Origin of the sequence: Polynucleobacter sp. MWH-UH23A, assembly GCF_040409805.1 — a bacterium.
In the GTDB taxonomy this organism is placed as follows: Bacteria; Pseudomonadota; Gammaproteobacteria; order Burkholderiales; family Burkholderiaceae; genus Polynucleobacter.
In genome coordinates, this window is record NZ_CP099572.1 from 1555949 (window position 1) to 1575544 (window position 19596).

The 19596-nt window shown below is 45.2% G+C and carries 20 protein-coding genes; 3 read left to right on the forward strand and 17 right to left on the reverse strand.

Features of this window, described 5'->3' with window-relative positions; genetic code table 11:
• Positions 1–9: 9 nt before the first annotated feature.
• Both NHB35_RS08110 and clpB read right to left on the reverse strand, forming a co-directional pair.
• A complete protein-coding gene (locus NHB35_RS08110; RefSeq protein WP_353431864.1) occupies positions 10–1242 on the reverse strand; it encodes an MFS transporter in 1233 nt (410 codons plus the stop codon).
• A 48-nt stretch (positions 1243–1290) separates the two neighbouring features.
• Positions 1291–3894 carry an ATP-dependent chaperone ClpB gene (gene clpB / locus NHB35_RS08115; RefSeq protein ID WP_353431865.1) on the reverse strand — a complete coding sequence of 868 codons (2604 nt, stop codon included), beginning with the start codon at positions 3892–3894 and terminating at the stop codon, positions 1291–1293.
• 107 nt (positions 3895–4001) lie between these two features.
• Between clpB and NHB35_RS08120 the strand changes: the two genes are divergently transcribed.
• Positions 4002–4253 carry a GIY-YIG nuclease family protein gene (locus NHB35_RS08120; RefSeq protein WP_353431866.1) on the forward strand — a complete coding sequence of 84 codons (252 nt, stop codon included), beginning with the start codon at positions 4002–4004 and terminating at the stop codon, positions 4251–4253.
• Positions 4254–4256: 3 nt separating this feature from the next.
• Here the strand turns inward: NHB35_RS08120 and NHB35_RS08125 are convergent, their stop codons facing one another.
• Entirely contained in the window at positions 4257–4976 is a 720-nt protein-coding gene (locus NHB35_RS08125; protein ID WP_353431867.1) for a sulfite exporter TauE/SafE family protein, read from the reverse strand.
• Between the two features lie 62 nt (positions 4977–5038).
• Here NHB35_RS08125 and fnr point away from each other — a divergent pair, with 62 nt between their 5' ends.
• Positions 5039–5809: a fumarate/nitrate reduction transcriptional regulator Fnr gene (gene fnr / locus NHB35_RS08130; protein WP_353431868.1), complete on the forward strand. Its 771-nt coding sequence runs from the start codon at positions 5039–5041 to the stop codon at positions 5807–5809.
• Between the two features lie 3 nt (positions 5810–5812).
• On the opposite strand, the gene NHB35_RS08135 is transcribed toward fnr, so the two are convergent.
• The 10 genes from NHB35_RS08135 to NHB35_RS08180 all read right to left on the reverse strand — a co-directional run bounded on the left by NHB35_RS08135 (position 5813) and on the right by NHB35_RS08180 (position 15006).
• A complete protein-coding gene (locus NHB35_RS08135) occupies positions 5813–6073 on the reverse strand; it encodes a hypothetical protein (protein WP_353431869.1) in 261 nt (86 codons plus the stop codon).
• On the reverse strand, positions 6070–6273 hold the full coding sequence (locus tag NHB35_RS08140; RefSeq protein ID WP_353431870.1) for a FixH family protein: 204 nt from the start codon (positions 6271–6273) through the stop codon (positions 6070–6072). The genes NHB35_RS08135 and NHB35_RS08140 overlap by 4 nt, the downstream gene beginning before the upstream one ends.
• A gap of 30 nt (positions 6274–6303) precedes the next feature.
• Positions 6304–7761: a cytochrome c oxidase accessory protein CcoG gene (gene ccoG / locus NHB35_RS08145; RefSeq protein ID WP_353431871.1), complete on the reverse strand. Its 1458-nt coding sequence runs from the start codon at positions 7759–7761 to the stop codon at positions 6304–6306.
• 20 nt (positions 7762–7781) lie between these two features.
• Positions 7782–8708, reverse strand: a complete 927-nt coding sequence (gene ccoP, locus NHB35_RS08150) for a cytochrome-c oxidase, cbb3-type subunit III (RefSeq protein WP_353431872.1) — start codon at positions 8706–8708, stop codon at positions 7782–7784.
• Positions 8705–8863 (reverse strand): CcoQ/FixQ family Cbb3-type cytochrome c oxidase assembly chaperone, encoded by a 159-nt coding sequence (locus tag NHB35_RS08155; RefSeq protein ID WP_201721764.1) that lies wholly within the window; start codon positions 8861–8863, stop codon positions 8705–8707. The genes ccoP and NHB35_RS08155 overlap by 4 nt, the downstream gene beginning before the upstream one ends.
• A 29-nt stretch (positions 8864–8892) precedes the next feature.
• Entirely contained in the window at positions 8893–9543 is a 651-nt protein-coding gene (gene ccoO, locus NHB35_RS08160) for a cytochrome-c oxidase, cbb3-type subunit II (RefSeq protein WP_215315842.1), read from the reverse strand.
• 10 nt (positions 9544–9553) lie between these two features.
• A complete protein-coding gene (gene ccoN / locus NHB35_RS08165) occupies positions 9554–10996 on the reverse strand; it encodes a cytochrome-c oxidase, cbb3-type subunit I (protein ID WP_353431873.1) in 1443 nt (480 codons plus the stop codon).
• Between the two features lie 166 nt (positions 10997–11162).
• Positions 11163–11342: a cbb3-type cytochrome oxidase assembly protein CcoS gene (gene ccoS, locus NHB35_RS08170; RefSeq protein WP_353431874.1), complete on the reverse strand. Its 180-nt coding sequence runs from the start codon at positions 11340–11342 to the stop codon at positions 11163–11165.
• A 9-nt stretch (positions 11343–11351) separates the two neighbouring features.
• Positions 11352–13793, reverse strand: a complete 2442-nt coding sequence (locus NHB35_RS08175; protein ID WP_353431875.1) for a heavy metal translocating P-type ATPase — start codon at positions 13791–13793, stop codon at positions 11352–11354.
• A 10-nt stretch (positions 13794–13803) separates the two neighbouring features.
• The gene (locus NHB35_RS08180; protein WP_353431876.1) at positions 13804–15006 is read right to left on the reverse strand and encodes an MFS transporter; all 1203 of its coding nucleotides are present in this window, start codon (positions 15004–15006) and stop codon (positions 13804–13806) included.
• Between the two features lie 118 nt (positions 15007–15124).
• Here NHB35_RS08180 and NHB35_RS08185 point away from each other — a divergent pair, with 118 nt between their 5' ends.
• Positions 15125–16096 (forward strand): tripartite tricarboxylate transporter substrate binding protein, encoded by a 972-nt coding sequence (locus tag NHB35_RS08185; protein ID WP_353431877.1) that lies wholly within the window; start codon positions 15125–15127, stop codon positions 16094–16096.
• A gap of 5 nt (positions 16097–16101) precedes the next feature.
• Here NHB35_RS08185 and NHB35_RS08190 read toward each other — a convergent pair whose 3' ends face one another.
• The 4 genes from NHB35_RS08190 to NHB35_RS08205 are packed head-to-tail and all read right to left on the reverse strand — an operon-like array spanning position 16102 to position 19559.
• Positions 16102–16425, reverse strand: a complete 324-nt coding sequence (locus tag NHB35_RS08190; protein ID WP_353431878.1) for a hypothetical protein — start codon at positions 16423–16425, stop codon at positions 16102–16104.
• Between the two features lie 2 nt (positions 16426–16427).
• Positions 16428–17798: an acyclic terpene utilization AtuA family protein gene (locus tag NHB35_RS08195; RefSeq protein WP_353433431.1), complete on the reverse strand. Its 1371-nt coding sequence runs from the start codon at positions 17796–17798 to the stop codon at positions 16428–16430.
• 10 nt (positions 17799–17808) lie between these two features.
• Positions 17809–18564, reverse strand: coding sequence for a 2OG-Fe dioxygenase family protein (locus NHB35_RS08200; protein WP_353431879.1), 756 nt, complete (start codon positions 18562–18564; stop codon positions 17809–17811).
• Between the two features lie 26 nt (positions 18565–18590).
• A complete protein-coding gene (locus NHB35_RS08205; RefSeq protein WP_353431880.1) occupies positions 18591–19559 on the reverse strand; it encodes a tripartite tricarboxylate transporter substrate binding protein in 969 nt (322 codons plus the stop codon).
• Between the last annotated feature and the right edge of the window lie 37 nt (positions 19560–19596).

Consider the following 19596-nt stretch of genomic DNA (forward strand, 5'->3'; position numbering starts at 1 on the left):
GTGAAATATTTAAGTAGGGTTATGAGTAGTGGATGAAACTTTAAATACGGTTGGAATAATCATCAACTGAAATAGCGCGATTCCAATGAAGAGTGCTTTTGGTAGTCCTGCATCCATAAAGAATCCGAACACAAACGGCCCAACAGCCGCACCCAAATCAATTCCTGAATATACGATACCGTAAACGCGCCCAGCAACACCTTTTGGCGTTGCTAATTTCACCAACAAATCTCTTGAGGGAGCAATAACACCATAACCAAATCCCAATGCACAGAAAATAACTGGGATCAATTGCAAAGGCATGAACCCCGTTGAAAGAAGCAAACAAATCATGATGGTGATCGAAAGAAAACTCGACACAATTCGCTCTGGGGTATACAACTTGGCAGCCAGATATCCGCCGACCAAAACACCTGCCGCACTACCGAGCGCCAAAAGTGTTAAGTAGTAATTACCGAGATTAACCGGTAAGTCATAGATCTTAAACAGCGCACTGGGTGAAAAGGATTGTAGGCTTGAGGTAGAAGCCATGCTAAAGAAAAAGAAGATCCAGCATAACCAAACAGCTTTTAATCTTAAGAACGCAAACGCTCCTTCTGCACTTGCACCCGATTTGCTTGATAAATTATTTTCTTTGTCATGCTCATGGCGCTCTTTGACGTTATCAACCAGTTGGCTCTTATTAACCCAAAGAATTAATAGGATTGCAGCCTCCAATAGTGCCGCCGATAAGAAAGCAATCCGCCAATCTGATATCTGCGCTATTCCCACCATAAATGCTGGCGCTGCAGCCCAACCCAAATAACCTGTTACACCATGCATTGAGTAGGCATAAGGTAAATTTGGCGGGGAGATTTTATGGTTAATTAGTGTGTAATCAACTGGATGAAAAATGCCATTGCCACACCCCGCAATCACCGCTCCCATCACCAACATCCAATATCCATTGCTTTGGGAATAAGCAAGAGCAGCCAAAGCCAACAAACCAACACCCGCAAATAGAATAGGTCTTGCGCCAATACGATCGACCAAAAACCCTGAAGATGCTTGCACCACGCAAGAGACAACAAAGAAGATGGACATCAATAGCCCAAGCTCAGCGTAATTGAGTGCGAACTCATTCTTCAACCAAGGAAACATTGGTGGAAGAATTAAATGAAAAAAGTGAGAGCTGCCGTGCGCTAGGCTAATAAGACTAATAACCCGGACATCACTGGCACGCCTACTAAGCGCAACAGTCATGTACCGAGTGTACTAGCGCAGGATGATTCCTGCAAAAAATATGAGATCTTAATGAACTAGGCGGGTAAAGCTAAACTCGCCATTCTTGTCCACATCCACTGGAACAACATCCTTAGGGCCAAACTTACCCTCCAAAATCATCTTAGAAACAGGGTTCTCGATGTGTTGTTGGATGGCTCGTTTTAATGGACGCGCACCAAAGATTGGATCGAAACCAACCTCGGCAAGCTTGCTTAAGGCAGCATCGCTCACGTCAAGTTGCATATCTACCCTCGCCAAGCGCTCCGACAAATTCTTCAACAAGATCTTTGCGATATTGGCAATATTGTCTTTATCCAAACCATGGAATACTACGATCTCATCAATGCGATTTAAGAATTCTGGACGGAAGTGATTCTTCAATTCTTCAAAAACCGCTTCTTTAATCTCAGCTTGCTTCTTATCTGCCATAGATTGAATTAACTGCGAGCCAATATTGCTAGTCATCACGATGACCGTATTTTTAAAGTCGACTGTGCGGCCTTGACCATCAGTCAGACGTCCATCATCAAGTACTTGCAAGAGTACGTTAAAGACATCGGGATGTGCTTTCTCGATTTCATCAAACAAGATCACGCTATAAGGATGACGACGGACTTGCTCAGTTAAATAACCACCCTCCTCATAGCCAACATAACCAGGAGGGGCGCCAATTAATCGTGCAACACTATGCTTCTCCATAAACTCACTCATATCGATGCGAATTAAATGATCTTCGCTATCAAATAGGAAGCCAGCCAATGCTTTACATAGCTCAGTCTTACCAACTCCAGTTGGTCCCAAGAATAAGAATGAGCCATAAGGACGATTCTCTTCAGCCAGACCAGCACGAGAACGACGAATCGCATCCGATACTGCGCGAATAGCCTCATCTTGTCCTACTACACGCTTATGCAATAGCTCTTCCATTTTGAGGAGCTTGTCACGCTCGCCTTGCATCATCTTAGATACAGGAATACCTGTCGCACGTGAAACCACTTCAGCAATCTCTTCAGCGCCAACTTGCGTCCGAAGAAGTTTATTCTTCACAACACCATCTTTATCGCCCTTTGCTTCAGCTGCAGCAGCAGATTTGAGCTTTGCCTCAAGCTCAGGTAATTTTCCGTACTGCAATTCAGCAACTTTTTCGAGTTTGCCCTCACGTTGCAACTTAGCGATTTCTGCACGAACCTTCTCAATCTCTTCTTTCAGATGTGCGGCACCTAATACAGCACCCTTCTCCGCCTTCCAAATCTCTTCTAAGTCAGCATACTCAGCACCAAGACGCTTGATCTCATCTTCAATCAAAGCAAGGCGCTTCTGCGAAGCTTCATCCTTCTCTTTTTTGACTGCTTCACGTTCAATCTTGAGCTGAATCAAACGGCGATCCAACTTATCCATCACTTCAGGCTTGGAATCAATCTCCATACGAATACGTGAGCCAGCCTCATCGATCAAATCAATCGCCTTATCTGGTAAAAAACGGTCGGTAATGTAACGATGAGATAACTCAGCAGCAGCTACGATTGCTGGGTCAGTAATTTCGATTCCATGGTGTAACTCATAACGCTCTTGCAAGCCACGCAAGATAGCAATAGTTGCCTCTACGCTTGGCTCTTCTACCATCACTTTTTGGAAGCGGCGCTCCAACGCGGGATCCTTCTCGATGTACTTACGATATTCATCCAAAGTAGTTGCGCCAATGCAATGCAATTCGCCACGTGCCAAAGCAGGCTTAAGCATATTGCCAGCATCCATAGCGCCATCACTCTTACCAGCGCCGACCATCGTGTGAATCTCATCAATAAAGATGATCGTCTGACCTTCGTCTTTAGCAACATCACTCAAAACCGCTTTCAGACGTTCTTCAAATTCACCGCGATACTTCGCACCCGCCAATAACAAAGCCATATCTAACACCAAAACACGTTTATCTTTCAGTGTTTCAGGTACTTCACCATTCACAATACGTTGCGCCAAACCTTCCACAATGGCTGTTTTACCTACACCTGGCTCACCAATTAAGACGGGGTTATTTTTACCGCGTCTTTGCAGAATCTGAATGGTGCGACGGATTTCATCGTCACGACCAATCACAGGATCAAGCTTGCCCATACGAGCGCGCTCCGTTAAATCCACGGTATATTTTTTCAAGGCCTCACGTTGACCTTCAGCATCTGCACTATTCACCGACTCTCCTCCGCGGACTAAATTAATCGCCGCTTCAAGTGATTTACGATTTAAACCATTCTCACGAGCAACTTTACCGAGCTCGCCCTTGTCATCGGCCACCACCAGTAAAAATAACTCACCAGCAATGAATTGGTCATTGCGTTTGTTTGCTTCTTTTTCGCATAAGTTAAGCCAATTTGCGAGGTCTCGCCCTACTTGAACCTCACCACTGGTGCCCTGCACTTCCGGGAGGTTATTAATGATCTTTTCTACGCCTTTTTCAAGACCAGAAATATTCACCCCAGCACGGGTCAATAAACTCTTTGCAGCACCATCGGAGTCACGTAACATTGCTAATAACAAATGGGCTGGCTCGATATATTGATTATCTTTAGCTAAAGCAATACTCTGGGCCTCGCTCAAGGCTTGCTGAAATTTAGTAGTTAATTTATCTATTCTCATTTTTATTGCCTCATGTATTCCATGTATTTATATCTATAGGATATATGGGCTATATTACGAATTTCAAGGCTTTTTACAGCCCCTTTTAACCCAAATTTGGCCTGATTTTGACCTGGTTTGTTTACCTTCTAGAGTGCTCTGACGGCAGTTACTACGCTGGCATTACAAACCGTCTTGAACATCGCATTAACGCCCATAATTTAGGGCAAGGTGCACGCTATACAAGATCCCGCGGACCGGTTAAATTATTAGCAACTCAAGAGCATCCAGATCGATCTGCTGCATCAAAAGCTGAAGCCCAAGTAAAGCGCCTGTCGCGCTCGCAAAAATTAGCGTTCTTTAAAACTCCAAAAGGGTAGCGCCTAAGAAAGGCAGAAACCACCATTTAGCAATGCGCTAGGCAAAGTCCAAGCCCTATACAAACCAAACCCGGCACCAATAAATAACAGCAAAGCGGCAAAATATCGAACCCATGCATATTGCCCAAACTGAGTTAAGGCTGCGGAAAATTTAGAGATTAATACTAGGTTTGGTAAGGTACCCAAACCAAAAGCGAGCATGATGGCTGCACCAGTCAATACATCGCCAGATAGAAACGCCAATGGCAGCACGCCGTAAACCAATCCACAGGGCACAAGCCCCCACAACATTCCACTAAACCAGCGAGACGGTTTATTGGCAAAACGGCCGAGATACTTAGACCAATAATTCGCAACTTGAGCACTAAGCCAGCCACCACCAATACGCGTGCTAGATCGATCCATACCCAATAATCGAGCTCCCATGAAAGATAGCAAGATTGAGGTCAATACAAATAATGCGCGCTGGATTGGCAGCACATTTTGTTGCCATAGTGCTAGTCCAACCCAAGCCGCAAGGGCCCCCAATAAAACATAGGTACTGACACGTCCGAAATGCATAAGAAGCTGGTCGTATATCAGCTGGGATTTGGGGCGCAAAGGCGCCTGAGAGGCCACGGGACGCTCAATTGCAGCGGCTATACCACCACACATCAAAGCGCAATGCCAGCCACTGACAAGCGCTCCCAAAAATACTGCTACCAAAAGGCTCAGGGTCAACATATAAAAAGGTGAGGGCTATCGTTCACCCTAGTAGAATAAACTGTCTGCATAATTAACCCAATATGAATTACAAGCCTACCGATACCCCTACCAGCAAATGCTCGGTTTGCGTTTTGGGGCAGTTTTGTCTACCAGTGGGGTTAAGTTCTAGCGATGTATCTAAAATCGATACCCTCGTGAAAGAGCGGGTGCATTTACAAAAAGGGGAAAGCCTCTATCGCCATGGCGATCCATTGAGCTCAGTTTATAGCGTCCGCTTTGGTACCCTCAAAACTGAATACTGCCTACAAGATGGTCGGCAACAAGTGATCGGCTTTCATCTACCTGGTGAAATTTTGGGATTAGATGGGATTGGGGATGGTCACTACCAATCTGACGCCATTGCACTTGAAGAAAGTGACGTCTGCATTATTCGTTACGATGCATTTGAGGATCTTGCACGACAAATACCAGTTCTGCAAAATCAGTTTCACCGCATTATGAGTCGCGAACTCACTCAAGATCAACGTCATTTACTGTCTCTTGGCACAATGCGCGCCGAGGAACGATTGGCAGCTTTTCTATTAAGTCTTTCGCAACGCTTAGCAGCACGCGGTTATTTAAATAATGAATTTGATTTACGGATGAGTCGCGTGGATATTGGTAGCTATCTTGGCATTCAAATTGAGACGGTTAGCCGCATGCTCTCACGCTTTGCTGAATCAGGGCTCATCCAAATTAAACAACGTCATATCAAACTGATTGACATGAATGGACTCTACGAACTGGCCGGCATACCAAACCCAGATAGAACTGCCTGCGTTAGCCCTGACATCCCCGTAAAACAGGGGTAAGCACTAAATTAATCCGCGATCGATTTCTTTGTTCTCGGATGACTCAATGCCAGGCAATATATAAGCAGTTAATGCGCTTGAGACTGCGCAAAATGTCCAAATAATGAAAAACCCAATGGTATAAATTCCCTCATCTGATACATCTGGATGATAGCCAAAGAACAATAAATCCTGCGGGTGAATAACGGTAAACAGCAAACCCTCCGCCATACCGGCAACCAAGAATGAGGGCCACAAAATCCATATGAGTAAGCGATATTTCATTTGCGAACCTGCGCATCTTTCAATTGCTCAACCTTTAAACCCTGCTTCACTACGCCATCCCGCAAAGGCTTATCCGTATACATATTTACTGCAAGCCAAATCGTAATCACACAAGCAATCATTGCCACTGCTGGCCCGCTAATTAAGAGCCAAGGCCACAACTGTTTCCACCAGGGCTTGCTGATCTGCTGTTCGGTCATATGCTTGCTCTCCATCTTTTGCTTGCTAGCTTAACGAGGAATGATAAAGCTGGATTTTTCATTACGTGTTCTTGTAATAAATTCATTGCCAGCTTGCTCTTGCGCCGTGACATCAAAATGAATTGGGTAATTTCCAGAATCGTTTTGGCCAATATTGGTACTGACTTTAATTGGCATCAACTGATTGCTTGCGGGACCGACATTGATTTCGTTAACCTCTTGGCCTTGAGAATTCAGAATCCTTAAATCATTCAGACCAGTCGCCTTAATCTGAACTTTCATTGGGTTCTCTGAGGCATTCATGATCTGAATACGATAAATGTTTTCAATGCGAACACCCTCCACTTCACGTGCTAATGCCCCACGGTCACGCATCACATCGACACGTAGCGGATTTCTAGTGGCTAAAGAAAATAAGAATGCGGAAGCCAGTAGCGTAATAAATGCTGTATAGAAAATCACGCGTGGACGGAATATATGTCTGATAGCGCTTTGATTAGTCTCTTTATCCAACATCGCTCTCTCGGTGGTGTACCGAATCAAACCTTTAGGATAATTTACCTTCTCCATCACTTGATCGCATGCATCAATACAGGCGCCACAACCAATACACATGTATTGCAAGCCATCTCGAATATCAATACCCGTTGGACACACCTGCACGCAAATACTGCAATCAACGCAATCGCCTAAACCTAAAGCGCCATGATCCGCAGACTTACTTCTACTACCACGTGGTTCACCACGAACTTTGTCATAGGTCACCAAAAAGGTATCTTTATCGACCATCACACTTTGGAAGCGTGCGTATGGGCACATATATTTGCAAACCTGCTCACGCATAAAGCCTGCATTACCCCAAGTAGCGAAGCTGTAGAAACACAACCAGAATGTCTGCCATGGGCCTAAGGACAAATGCAAAATGGCAGTGCCCAGGGTTTCAATCGGCGTAAAGTAGCCGATAAAGGTAAAGCCGGTCCAGAAAGCAATCACCAACCAAAGGAAATGCTTCGCTACCTTCAAGCGCCATTTTCTGAAGCTCCATGGCCACTCTTCCCCGTCTAGACGTATTCGCGCAAAACGATCACCTTCTACCTTGCGCTCGATCCACATAAAAATCTCTGTGTAAACCGTCTGCGGGCATGCGTATCCGCAAAATAGACGACCTGCAACCGCAGTAAACAGAAATAAGGCTAAAGCAGAAAGGATTAAAAGTAATGTGAGATAGATCACATCCTGTGGCCATAAAACCAAACCGAAGATGTAAAACTTACGCTGAATTAAATCAAATAGAACCGCTTGACGACCATTCCAACTGAGCCAAGGCAGACCATAAAAGAGAAGTTGTGTGGCAAATACTAAGATGAAACGCCAGCGGGCAAACAAGCCCGAGACAGAACGCGGGTAAATCTTTCGCCGGACCTCGTAAAGAGATTCCTCTATTACCTCTATTGGAACGGGTTTTCCACCCGGCGAATTCTCTGACACCGTTACTTCACTTACCCTATTTACTTACTTGCTGGAGCTTGCTTATTGTTTGATAAACCCCAGACATAAGCTGTTAGCAACTGAATCTTCTCAGGACTTAACACTTTATCTTGAGCAGGCATCATTGCCATACGACCCTTAGTAACTGTCTCAATAATGGTTGCCTCAGAGCCACCATACAACCAAGTTTTATCAGTTAGATTGGGTGCGCCTAACGCGATATTGCCCTTACCATCTGGGCCATGACAAGCCGCGCAGTTCGCTTTAAATACTTCTGCGCCACGCGCTACTTTGAGATCATCAGCAGGCAAGCCGGATAAGCTACGAACATAATTTGCTACATCCACAATTTGCTTGCTATCCAATTGCGGGAATGGAGGCATTACACCACCACGACCATTGGTAATGGTTGTTTTGATGTTCTCAGGTGAGCCACCATATAACCAATCACCATCGGTCAAATTCGGGAAGCCTTTAGAGCCACCAGCATCTGAGCCATGGCATTGCGCACATGAATTTAGAAATAAACGCTGGCCCATTTCACGGGCTTGTGGATCGGCAGCAATTTGCTCTATATCCATCTTCACGTATTTTGCATAGACCGGCTTGAGCTCATCGTTTGCATTCGTCATCGACTTCATCAAGGCGCCATCGGTGCTATACCCCAATACACCTGGATAGGAGCCGAGACCTGGGTATAGCACTAGATAAACCAAAGCAAATATGCATGAGATTAAGAACATCCACATCCACCAACGTGGCAATGGATTATTCAACTCGCGCAAGTCGCCATCCCAAACGTGACCAGTGTCATCCACTTGGCCATCTGGCTTTAGCGTTACCTTAGTCTTGCGTTGAGAAAATAATAACCAAATGCACCATACAATACCGACCAAAGTTACTAAGGCGATATAGGTACTCCAACCGGCACCAAGAAAGTCACTCATGATTTATCCTTACTGAATTCATCGGGTAGATCGAACGGGAGTTCTGCGGATTCTTGATTGGCGGGCTGTCTTTTTGCAGACCAAGCCCACCAAACGATTCCTAAAAAAACTACTAAGCCAAGCACTGTAGATATTGCCGAGAGGTAGGGTGCGATATTTTGCATAGTTTCCCAATAGCTAAGAATTACTTAGCTACCACCTCGTCAACAATGATGTATCTACGATTAATGCCAAGTCCTTGTAGATAGGCAACCAAAGCATCAAGCTCAGTTTTCCCCTCTAATTCTTTTGGCGCATTTGCAATATCTTCATCGGTATATGGCACACCCAATCGACGCATTGCAGTCATATGTGACTGAATAGTGCTGGCATCTGCGGCGTTCTTCGCCAAATACGGATAAGCAGGCATATTTGACTCGGGCACAACATCACGTGGATTGTTTAAGTGAATCTGATGCCAAGCGTCAGAATAACGGCCACCAACACGTGCCAAGTCTGGGCCAGTACGCTTACTACCCCAAAGGAAGGGATGATCAAAAACAGATTCACCGGCTAGTGAATAAGGGCCATAGCGCTCTACTTCAGATCGCAATGTACGAATCTGTTGCGAATGGCAACCCAGGCAACCTTCTCGCTGATAAATATCACGACCCGCTAAACGTAATGCAGAGTAAGGCACTACTCCAGGGCTTGGCTCTGTAGTGGAGTGCTGGAAGAATAGTGGAACGATCTGCACCAAGCCCGCAATCGAAATTGCTGCGATGGTAGCAATAATCAACCAGCCAGCATTACGCTCAAGCGTTTCGTGGGAGAAAAATCGACGTTGTTCTGACATGTTCTTTTCCTTAGTGAGCGGCAACAGATGCTTGTGGAATCTCAGCATCAATAAATTTTTTGTTAATCACTGTCTTGTACACGTTGTAAGCCATGATCAACATGCCACCTAAGTAGCAGAGACCACCCAACAAACGAATCACATAGAAGGGATAAGTCGCTTTTACAGATTCCACAAAGCTATAAGTCAATGTGCCATCTGGTTCAAAGGCTCTCCACATCAAGCCTTGCATCACACCAGCAATCCACATAGCAGCGATATAGATAACTACACCGATCGTGGCTACCCAGAAATGCAACTCAATTAATTTCGTGCTGTACATATCTTTTTGACCAACTAAACGTGGGATGAGATAGTACAAAGAACCGATTGTGATCATTGCAACCCAGCCTAATGCACCAGAGTGCACGTGACCGATGGTCCAATCTGTGTAGTGAGATAAGCTGTTCACCGTCTTGATTGACATCATGGAACCTTCGAAGGTAGACATGCCGTAGAAGGACAGCGCCACAACCAAGAACTTCAAGATTGGGTCGCGACGTAACTTATGCCATGCGCCAGATAAAGTCATGATGCCGTTGATCATGCCACCCCATGAGGGTGCCAATAAGATCAATGAGAACACCATGCCTAAGGATTGAGTCCAATCAGGCAAGGAAGTGTGTTGCAAGTGGTGAGGACCTGCCCACATATATGTAAAGTTCAATGCCCAGAAGTGAACGATGGACAAACGATAGGAGTAAATTGGACGCTCTGCTTGCTTTGGAATGAAGTAATACATCATGCCCAAGAAGCTGGTCGTTAAGAAGAAGCCCACAGCATTATGTCCATACCACCACTGGATCATTGCATCTTGCGTACCAGCATAAGCAGAATAAGACTTGAACAAGCTGGCTGGCATTTCAATGTTATTAACAATATGCAGAACTGCAATCGTCAAGATATACGCGCCGAAGAACCAGTTAGAAACATAGATATGTTTGGTTTTGCGCTTGATCACTGTACCGAAGAACACAATCGCATATGCAACCCAAACAACGGTAATTAAGATATCAATTGGCCACTCTAATTCAGCATACTCTTTAGAAGTAGTAATACCCAATGGCAATGTGATCGCTGCAGAAACAATGACTGCTTGCCAACCCCAGAAGGTAAAGGCAGCTAACTTGTCACAGAACAAACGTACCTGGCATGTTCTTTGCACGATGTAATACGAAGTCGCAAATAGTGCAGATCCGCCAAATGCAAAAATCACGGCGTTGGTATGCAGTGGACGCAAGCGACCATAACTTAACCAAGGAATATTAAATGTAATTTCAGGCCAAATTAATTGCGCAGCGAGGATAACCCCGACGAGCATGCCAACAATTCCCCACAAAACGGTAACGATGGCAAATTGGCTGATTACCTTGTAATTGAAGGTATCTTGATTACTCCCCACGGCAGATCCCATGGTTTCTCCTTTTTCTGACCAAACAGCGACACAATCCAAATAGACTGGATTGATTATCAAATTAAGGTTTTAGGTGGGTTTTGATCTATATCAAAAAGGGTGGGGCAAAATCAGAACCCGCCATGGATAGCAGGCCATGAAGCATATAACATATTGTTTTATATGGTTATTTTTGAGAGTGTTCGCTAACTTTTTGTGGTTTTGGAACGTCATCATCCATCAAAATAGACTCGCCAGGACCACTCAAATCATCGAACTGCCCACTTTTCACTGACCAGTGCAAGATCCAGGCTAATAAAGCCACCAAAAGCAGGGATAGAGGGATCAAGATAAAAAGACTTTCCATCCCGACAGTCTATGCCTTTCTTAAACGCCAAGCATTTAATGTGACTGCCAAAGAAGATAGGGACATGCCTATTCCCGCTATCCATGGATTGACCAACCCTAACATCGCAGTTGGTATCGCTAACACGTTATATACCAATGCCCACAACAAATTTTGCTTAATGATTGCTTGAGTCTTATCAGCCAATATCAAAGCTTTTGCTAAAGGCTCTAAAGAATTTGCAGTCAGTATTGCATCCGCACCAGCAGCAGCAAGTGGTGCACCTGCACCCACTGCAACAGAAACATCGGCACGCGCTAGTAATGGCGCATCATTTACACCATCTCCAATTGCCCAAACAAAGCGCCCCTCTTTTTGCAATTGCTCAATGTAATCAAATTTATCTTCGGGCGTACAGGTACCGCGATAATCTTCGATCCCTACTTGTTGCGCCCACCAAGCAACGGTGTGCGCATTGTCACCCGACACCAAGTGGACTCGAATATGTTTTCCCCTAACTGCCTGCAATAATTTTTCTAAACCAGGTCTAGGTGTATCCAAGAAAACAAAGCTTGCGATTAAGCCTTGCTCATCCGCTAAATACACCTGACCATATTGCCCATCAGATGAACTCATTGCATCATGCTGCAAACCAAGCCAATTGGCGCTTCCAAGACGATAAGAACCACTACTGAGACCTTTACCAAGTAAGTTATTGACTGGCTCAGATAACGTAACGGGCGTAAGGTTTTCTAGCTCAATAGCGCGCAATAGAGATAAAGCTAAGGGATGTTTTTGACCAGCCTCTAGTGCAGCTACAATCGCTAAAGCATCTTGCCTAGAGAAGCCAGATCGCACAATCACAATCTCTTTTAGCTCAGGCTGACCCATGGTTAAGGTGCCAGTTTTATCTAAAACTAAATCAGTTGCTTTTGATAAACCTTCGAGCACATGACCACGCACAATCAATAAGCCTAATTTTGTAACAGTACCTTGCGCTGCAGCGAGTGCTGTTGGCACAGCCAGCGAAAGAGCGCACGGGCAACTTGCCACTAAAACAGATACTAATACTGTCCATGCTTGAGTGGGATCAAAGTACAACCAAATCGTCGCAGAAACAAATGCGCTGAGCAAAAGAAATCCAACAAAATACGCAGCCCATTTTTCAGCCAGGCTAACCATCACTGGTTTAGCAAGCAGAGCTTGATCTAACAAAGATGCAATGCCCGCAATACGGGTGGATTGGCCTATCGCATCAACGCGCATAATCAATGGATTGAGAATATTGTGAGTTCCGGCATAAACATGGTCACCGATTTCCTTCTCGACAGGCTTTGACTCACCAGTTAGTAAGGATTCATCCAAAGAACTGGCGCCCTCAACCAAGACACCATCAGCAGGAAGCACTTCTCCTGGTGAAACGCGTAAGTAATCACAAGCGCTGCAATTGACTACAGGAACAACAGTAACTACTTTTGATTGTGGGTAATTACTCAGCCGTTCACATGTTGCTGGAAGTTGTTTTGCTAATGCTTCCGCGCCACCTTGTGCATCCTGTCTTGCTAATAGCTCGACATAACGGGCAGCCAAAATAAATGCGACAAACATTGTGATCGAATCAAAATAACTCTGACCAGATCCTTTTATAAGATTAATCGTGCCAGCAGTAAACGCCAGGAATAGTGCTAAGGCAATTGGCACATCCATACCCAACATATGGGTTTGTTTAAATGTTCGCACACTACGCCATGCAGCTTGAAAAATAGGGCCAGCCGAGTACACCATCACGGGCACTGTTAAGGCCCAGCTTGTCCAGCCTAATAACACTTCAAATTCTGGAGTGATATCAGCACCTACATAGCTTGGCCATGCATACATCATGACTTGCATCATGCCTAACATCGCCACACCAAGCCGAGTTAATAATTGGCGCCGCTCCTTTTTGGATCTTTCAGCCGAGAGAGAGGGCTCGAATGGCCAAGCTTCATAACCAATGCGCTCAATCTCAAATAGTAAACGAGCAAGACTAGTTTTGTCTGGCATATAACGCACAATGGCTTTCTGCGTTACATAGTTGATCTGTACTTCTTTTACACCAAAGATTTTTCTAAGATGTTGCTCACACAACCATACACATGCAGCACAGCGAATCTTCTCTAGGCGCAAAGTTGTTTCTAAATCGCCCGTATCGCCATAAGATCGAGTAAAGCGCGCGCCCAATGATGGATCATCATAGGGCTTGAGATTTTCAGGGATCTCATTACTAGCAAAATAGACTGCGGGCTTTTCGCTAGACTGGGCTCGTCGCGCATAAAACACCTCGAGACCTTCGCCATGAATCGTTTGAGCAATCGCCATGCAACCCGCACAACAAAATTGACGCTGTATACCCGCTAACTCAGCCTCTATCAGCTCACTAGGCAAAATACTGCTTGAGCAGTGGTAACAAGTAAATGAAGGGCTGCTACTCATGTTTCGTTACTCACCCAATGGTTTTATCAACCCAACCATTGCGACGCTCATAAATTACAAACATAACTCCCCAAATTACGACAGCTGCATAAGCCCATATCCATGCTGCAGAAGATGCACGCGACCCTGCAATATCTAATACAAAACCAAAAATAGCGGGGCCCATTAATCCACCGCCAAATCCCATTAATGAATGCAGACCCATGGCAGCACCCTTAATATTTTCTTGAGCGCTGATCACTAAACCCGCAGTTAATGTTGAAGAGTCGGCCATGATGAAAATCGCATGGCCTATTGCCAAGGCAACAATCAACCACCATGAGTGGCCAGTAGAGGAAGCTAGAGCAATTCCCATGACCGCACTGGTCAACATCACAATACAAACCCACTTTTGTCGCCCAACTCGCAAGGCGATTTCATTACCCAGAATTGATGAAGGAACCCCAAAGAAATTAATTACACCAGCCAATGTAGTGGCGGTTAAAAAAAAGCTCTCTCCGGAAGCGGCAGCACAAAATGCAAAGAACGCCACAATCCAACTTCTAGAGGCAAACAACTCAAGGGAATGCGCGGTATACCCAAAAATAAATCCTGATGCTTTTTTATCCATCAACACCAGTTTCCATTTATTCACCGGGAATATGTCATGCAAGCGAATTCGAATCGGTCCCTTCCATTTTTCATGAGCCAATGGCGGAATACAGAAGAGCACAATTAAAAATGCCGCGAAAGGTCCCAACGCAATAATCCCAAATACATAATGCCAACCCAAGGCGTTTAGGATCCAGCCAGAACATAAATAAGAAAAGCCAGTACCAATACCAAAGAACGCCGTGTAAAAAGCAATATGTCTAGTTAGCTCACCAGACTGAATACGATCAGACAATATTTTTAACCCTGGCATATAGGTGCCAGCAAGACCAGCGCCATTAATAGACATAAACAAAAGAGCTGTCCAAAAATTATTGGCCAATAGGGCCATTCCCAATAAGCCGGAGGTCGCTGAAATTCCGCCTACTAAATATACTTTTCTAGCATCAACGCGGTCAGTAAGTGCTGTCGCCAGAGGCACGGCTAACATATAGCCAAAGAAAAAGGCACTGGCAATCAAGCCAGACTGGAGATTAGAAAGATGCCATTCTTCCTGCAGCGGAGCCAGAACAACGGCATAGCACGCGAAACCCAATAAGGCGCAGGTTTGCGCCATAAGCATAAAGGGAGTGTAGCCAACTGATCGAAAACGCATAGAGCACCGGTGAAATCGTCAGCTCATTCTACTCGCCCAGATGATCGAGACCCGCTACACTAATGAAAAATAGAATGGAGACGATATGAAGCATACATTTTTCCTTGGGTGCCTAGCTAGCTTGACGCTTGCACTCGGCAGTCAACTCGCATATGCGGATAACTACCCATCAAAACCTATCAAAGCGATTGTTCCCTTTGCGCCTGGTAGTGCCACTGATCAAATTGGCCGAGCATTTGCAGCCAAGATGGCCGAGTCCCTTGGTCAACCAGTAGTCGTTGAAAATCGCCCCGGAGCCAATGGCATGATCGGCGCCGATGTAGTCGCTAAATCACCTGCTGATGGCTACACCCTACTATTTGGAACCAATAGCACTAATGCCGCGTTAAAAAGTTTAGTCAAGAACTTACCTTACAACCAAGATACGGCATTTACGCCAATTGGTTACTTTGGATCGGTACCATTAATTGTTGCGATCAATAATGATGTGCCAGCTAAATCGCTAAATGGTTTTGTATCCCTTGCAAAAGCCGATCCAGGAAAAATGACATTTGCTTATGCCAGCACATCTCAGCGCGTATCCTCAGAAATGTTAGCTAGTGCTGCTGATATCAAAATGACTGGCGTCTCTTATAAGAGCGGTCCAAATGCAATGACCGATCTTATCGGCGGTCAAGTCAATATGTTTACGGCGGACTTTGCAGTGACATTGCCACAAGTTCAAGCAGGGAAAATTCGAGGTCTAGCAGTGACCTCACTGAAACGCTCCCCTGCGATTCCTGAGTTACCCACCGTCAATGAGGCGCTAGGCATCAAAAACTACGAATTGATTGCATTCTTTGCCGCATTTGGACCTGCAGGCATGCCAAAAGTTGCTGTACTGAAACTTAACAAAGCCATTAACGATGCAGCGAAATCAAAAGAGTTAACTGAGCGATTTGCTTCTATGGGTTTTGAAACACAACCAGGCAGCCCTGAAGCGCTTGGCCAGAAGATTAAGCTCGAAACTGCGAAATGGGCAAAGGCTATTAAAGCGGCAGGAATGGAAGCGGAATAAGAAACTTACTTTGTATCAATTTCCATGGATAAGAGCCAATAAGAAAGGCTCTTGCCATGAGAATCCAAATTCAAAGAAAGATTGACGCCACCATCCAATAAGTCGTCAATAACAAAATTGAGTGCCTGCAAATTCGGTAAGTCATAACGCTTTACTGCGCTTGGATGACGGAATCCAAAATGATCCTTAACTTTTTCTTCTGTCAACTCTCTTTGCAAGATTGGGAAATCTTCTTTTCGATACGCAATCACACTCATGTTTGAGCGAGAGCCCTTATCCCCCGTACGCGCATGGGCAATGTGATGCAGAGGCGTTAAATGATTTTTCATTTTCACTTCCCTTCCCCATAAAAGACATAGGATGGTCTTATTTCAGCCCGGGGAATCATGGCGACCAGAGTATTCAATCTAGGCTTAAGACTGGTTCTCACGCCACCACCGCCAGCTGGGCCGCAGGTGTACAAAGCAGTCACTTCGCGACACACCCGCATTGCCAACTGTCGATCTTGATTGGCGGCAGCAACACGAAGACGTATATCTTCAAAGGATTTTGAGGGATTGATTAAAGGTCCCTCTCCAGAATCACTCATAAAAACACTAGATGATCCAATGAAATCAATCCTAAGAGCTAAGTCTTCACCAATTCGATCACAAATAATTTGTGCCGCCAACTGTGCGCGCTCAAGAGCGTGATGACCCGCATATGAAATCTCAGCCTCAGCGAGCCATCCACCATCAATACAAATATTTGCTTTGAGAGAATGTGGTTTGGGATGTCCTTTGATACCAGTTAATTCAACCCGGTTATTTCCAAGATCACAAATCGTAGCGCGAGTAATGTCCGCAACAACATCAGGAGTTAAATAAGCGGCAGGATCATGTAACTCGTATAGCAATTGCTCAGTGACGGTTAAACGGTTAACAATACCCCCCGTACTCTCAGGCTTAGTAACGCAAATATTACCTTGCGAATCAAACTCCACAATTGGAAAACCTACATTGCTTAAGTTGGGAACGTCTTTGTAACCCGGATCTGCAAAATAACCGCCTGTGACCTGAGCCCCACACTCCAGTAGATGCCCAGCCATTGTGGCGCTAGCCAAGAAATCCCAATCTTCCCAGCTCTTTTTAAAGTGAGCCATCAGTGGGCCGACAGTTAGAGCTGGATCAGCAACGCGACCTGTCACCACAACTTGAGCGCCAGCAGTTAAGGCATCCGCAATCTCTTTGGCACCAAGATATACATTCGCACTGACTAGCTGGCTTTGTGCCAACAGTTCTTGATCTGACTTCGCAAGATGAGCCTCAATAATTCTTTGATAGTCAGATCCAGAGATGTCATCACCTATGACAACTGCGATCTTTAATTCCGGCAAATTCTTTTCTTTTGCCAAACTCGCAATGACGGCAGCGGCGGCAAATGGATTTGCAGCGCCAAAATTACCAATAATTGGAATACCCGCTTGCACACAATCAGACAAAATGGGTTCAATCATTTCTTGAAGCAAGGGCTCATAACCCAATTGATTATTCTGGCGACGCTCCAATTGGGCAAGCGCTAAAGTTCTCTCGGCTAGGCTTTCAAAAATAAGGCATGCCGGCCCTCCATGCTTCAACAATGCATCTATCAGAGGCTTCGCCACTCCTAGGCGATCACCTGAGAACCCTGCGGCACAAGCTACACGATAAATGTCCGGCACGATTAATTAGGAATTATTGTTGGCTACGGTTAGGAGAGTCTTGAAAACCATTAGATCTAAATGTGAGAACCAAGGTATCGCGATATCCATAGTCAGCTAATGGCTGAATAGGGGTAGATTCATGAATCATCCGCTCATCATTCATCAACAGTAGAGACCAAGGCTGAGTTAAGGTGAAGCGCAAGCCGGCAGAACCTTTTGCATCAAAGATTCGAGTTTCACCACCTTTAATACCCACGCGATTCAATAAAAATACTGCGACAAAATCTACTCCATCACGATGCGCGCCCTCTGGTGTTGGGCGTCCAATACCATCAGCAGTATCGATGCGGAACTGATGAGCCTCAACAAACCATGTCTTTACTGGCTTTAAACTATTCAGGAGATTGGATAGGCCAAGTAACACACCCTGCCAAGCAGGATCATTCAAGACAACAGGCAGCACGGGCTCAAACCAACGCTCTATACCGCCATGCAAAGCGTTGTAGTCGAGCGATTGCCAATGCGCGCGATGGGGAACCAAATTCAAGTTTTGATTTTGAATCTCGAAGCTGGCATGACGCCGAAAACGATAGCGACCCCCATCTTTTAAATAAGGGTCACGCGGCAAACCTTCCCAATACTGAGAAAGATTTTGCAAGTCTTCTAAAGACATACCACTCACCTCTGCCACAGTTTCTGGAGATGCCACCACAAAACCATCTCGACTCAAAGCTTGAGAGAGTTCTTTAGCTGAAGTCAGCTTAGGCGAAAGTATGGCGGCAGTCATAGATTGATTGTAGGACAAGCGAGCGCTTAATCAAGCTGAGCACCAGACGCCTTCACTATTTTTGCCCACTTAGCTAATTCATCCTTGAGCAATCCGGGAAGCTTTGCTGGTGGTACTGGATTCAGATCTAAACCTTGAGCAATCAATTTTTCCCTTACATCCGGCTTGGCCATTAGCTTATCCATAGCTGCCTGAATTTTTTTCACGATATCTGTTGAAGTTCCGATTGGAGCGAATAGGGCAACCCATACTTCACCAACGCAATCTGGATAAGTTTCTGCGATTGTTGGAATCTCTGGCGCTGCACTAGAACGCTTTGCCGAACTGATTGCAATCGCTTGCAGCTTACCTGCTTTGATGTAATTTAATGCGGATGGCAAACTGGCAAATGCTAAGGGAACTTGCCCGCCAAGTACATCATTAATCGCAGGTGCCACGCCCTTATAGGGAATATGCTGCATATCAACACCGGCGCTCGTATTAAGCATTGCACCTAAGAGATGACTGATAGTTCCATTGCCAGCGGAAGCATAGGACAGCTCACCTGGCTTCTTTTTAGCGGCAGCAATTACCTCTGCCAAAGTCTTGTATGGTGAACCTGGTGGTGAGACTAGAACATATGGTGTAGCTCCGATGTAATACAGAGGAACAAAATCATTAATAGGATCAAATCCTGGGTTTTTGTACAAAGCGGGATTAATTGCTTGTGCGCTATTAATCGTCAGGAGCAAGGTGTAACCATCTTTAGCAGAACGGGCAACACTTTGCGTACCAATGTTTCCCCCGGCACCAGGTCTGTTCTCAACCACCACTGAGCCACCAATTGCTTCCCCAAATGCAGGCGCAATTAAACGCGCCACAATGTCATTTGTTCCACCTGCCGCTTGTGGAACCACTAAAGAAATCGGCTTATTCGGGTAAGGTTGCGCAGCTAACGACAGAGAAAGAAACGCCCCGCCCGCAAGAGTGGCTAACTTACAAATTATTTTATGCATTGCTTTGTCTCCAGCTTTTTTATTATTTAATGAATCA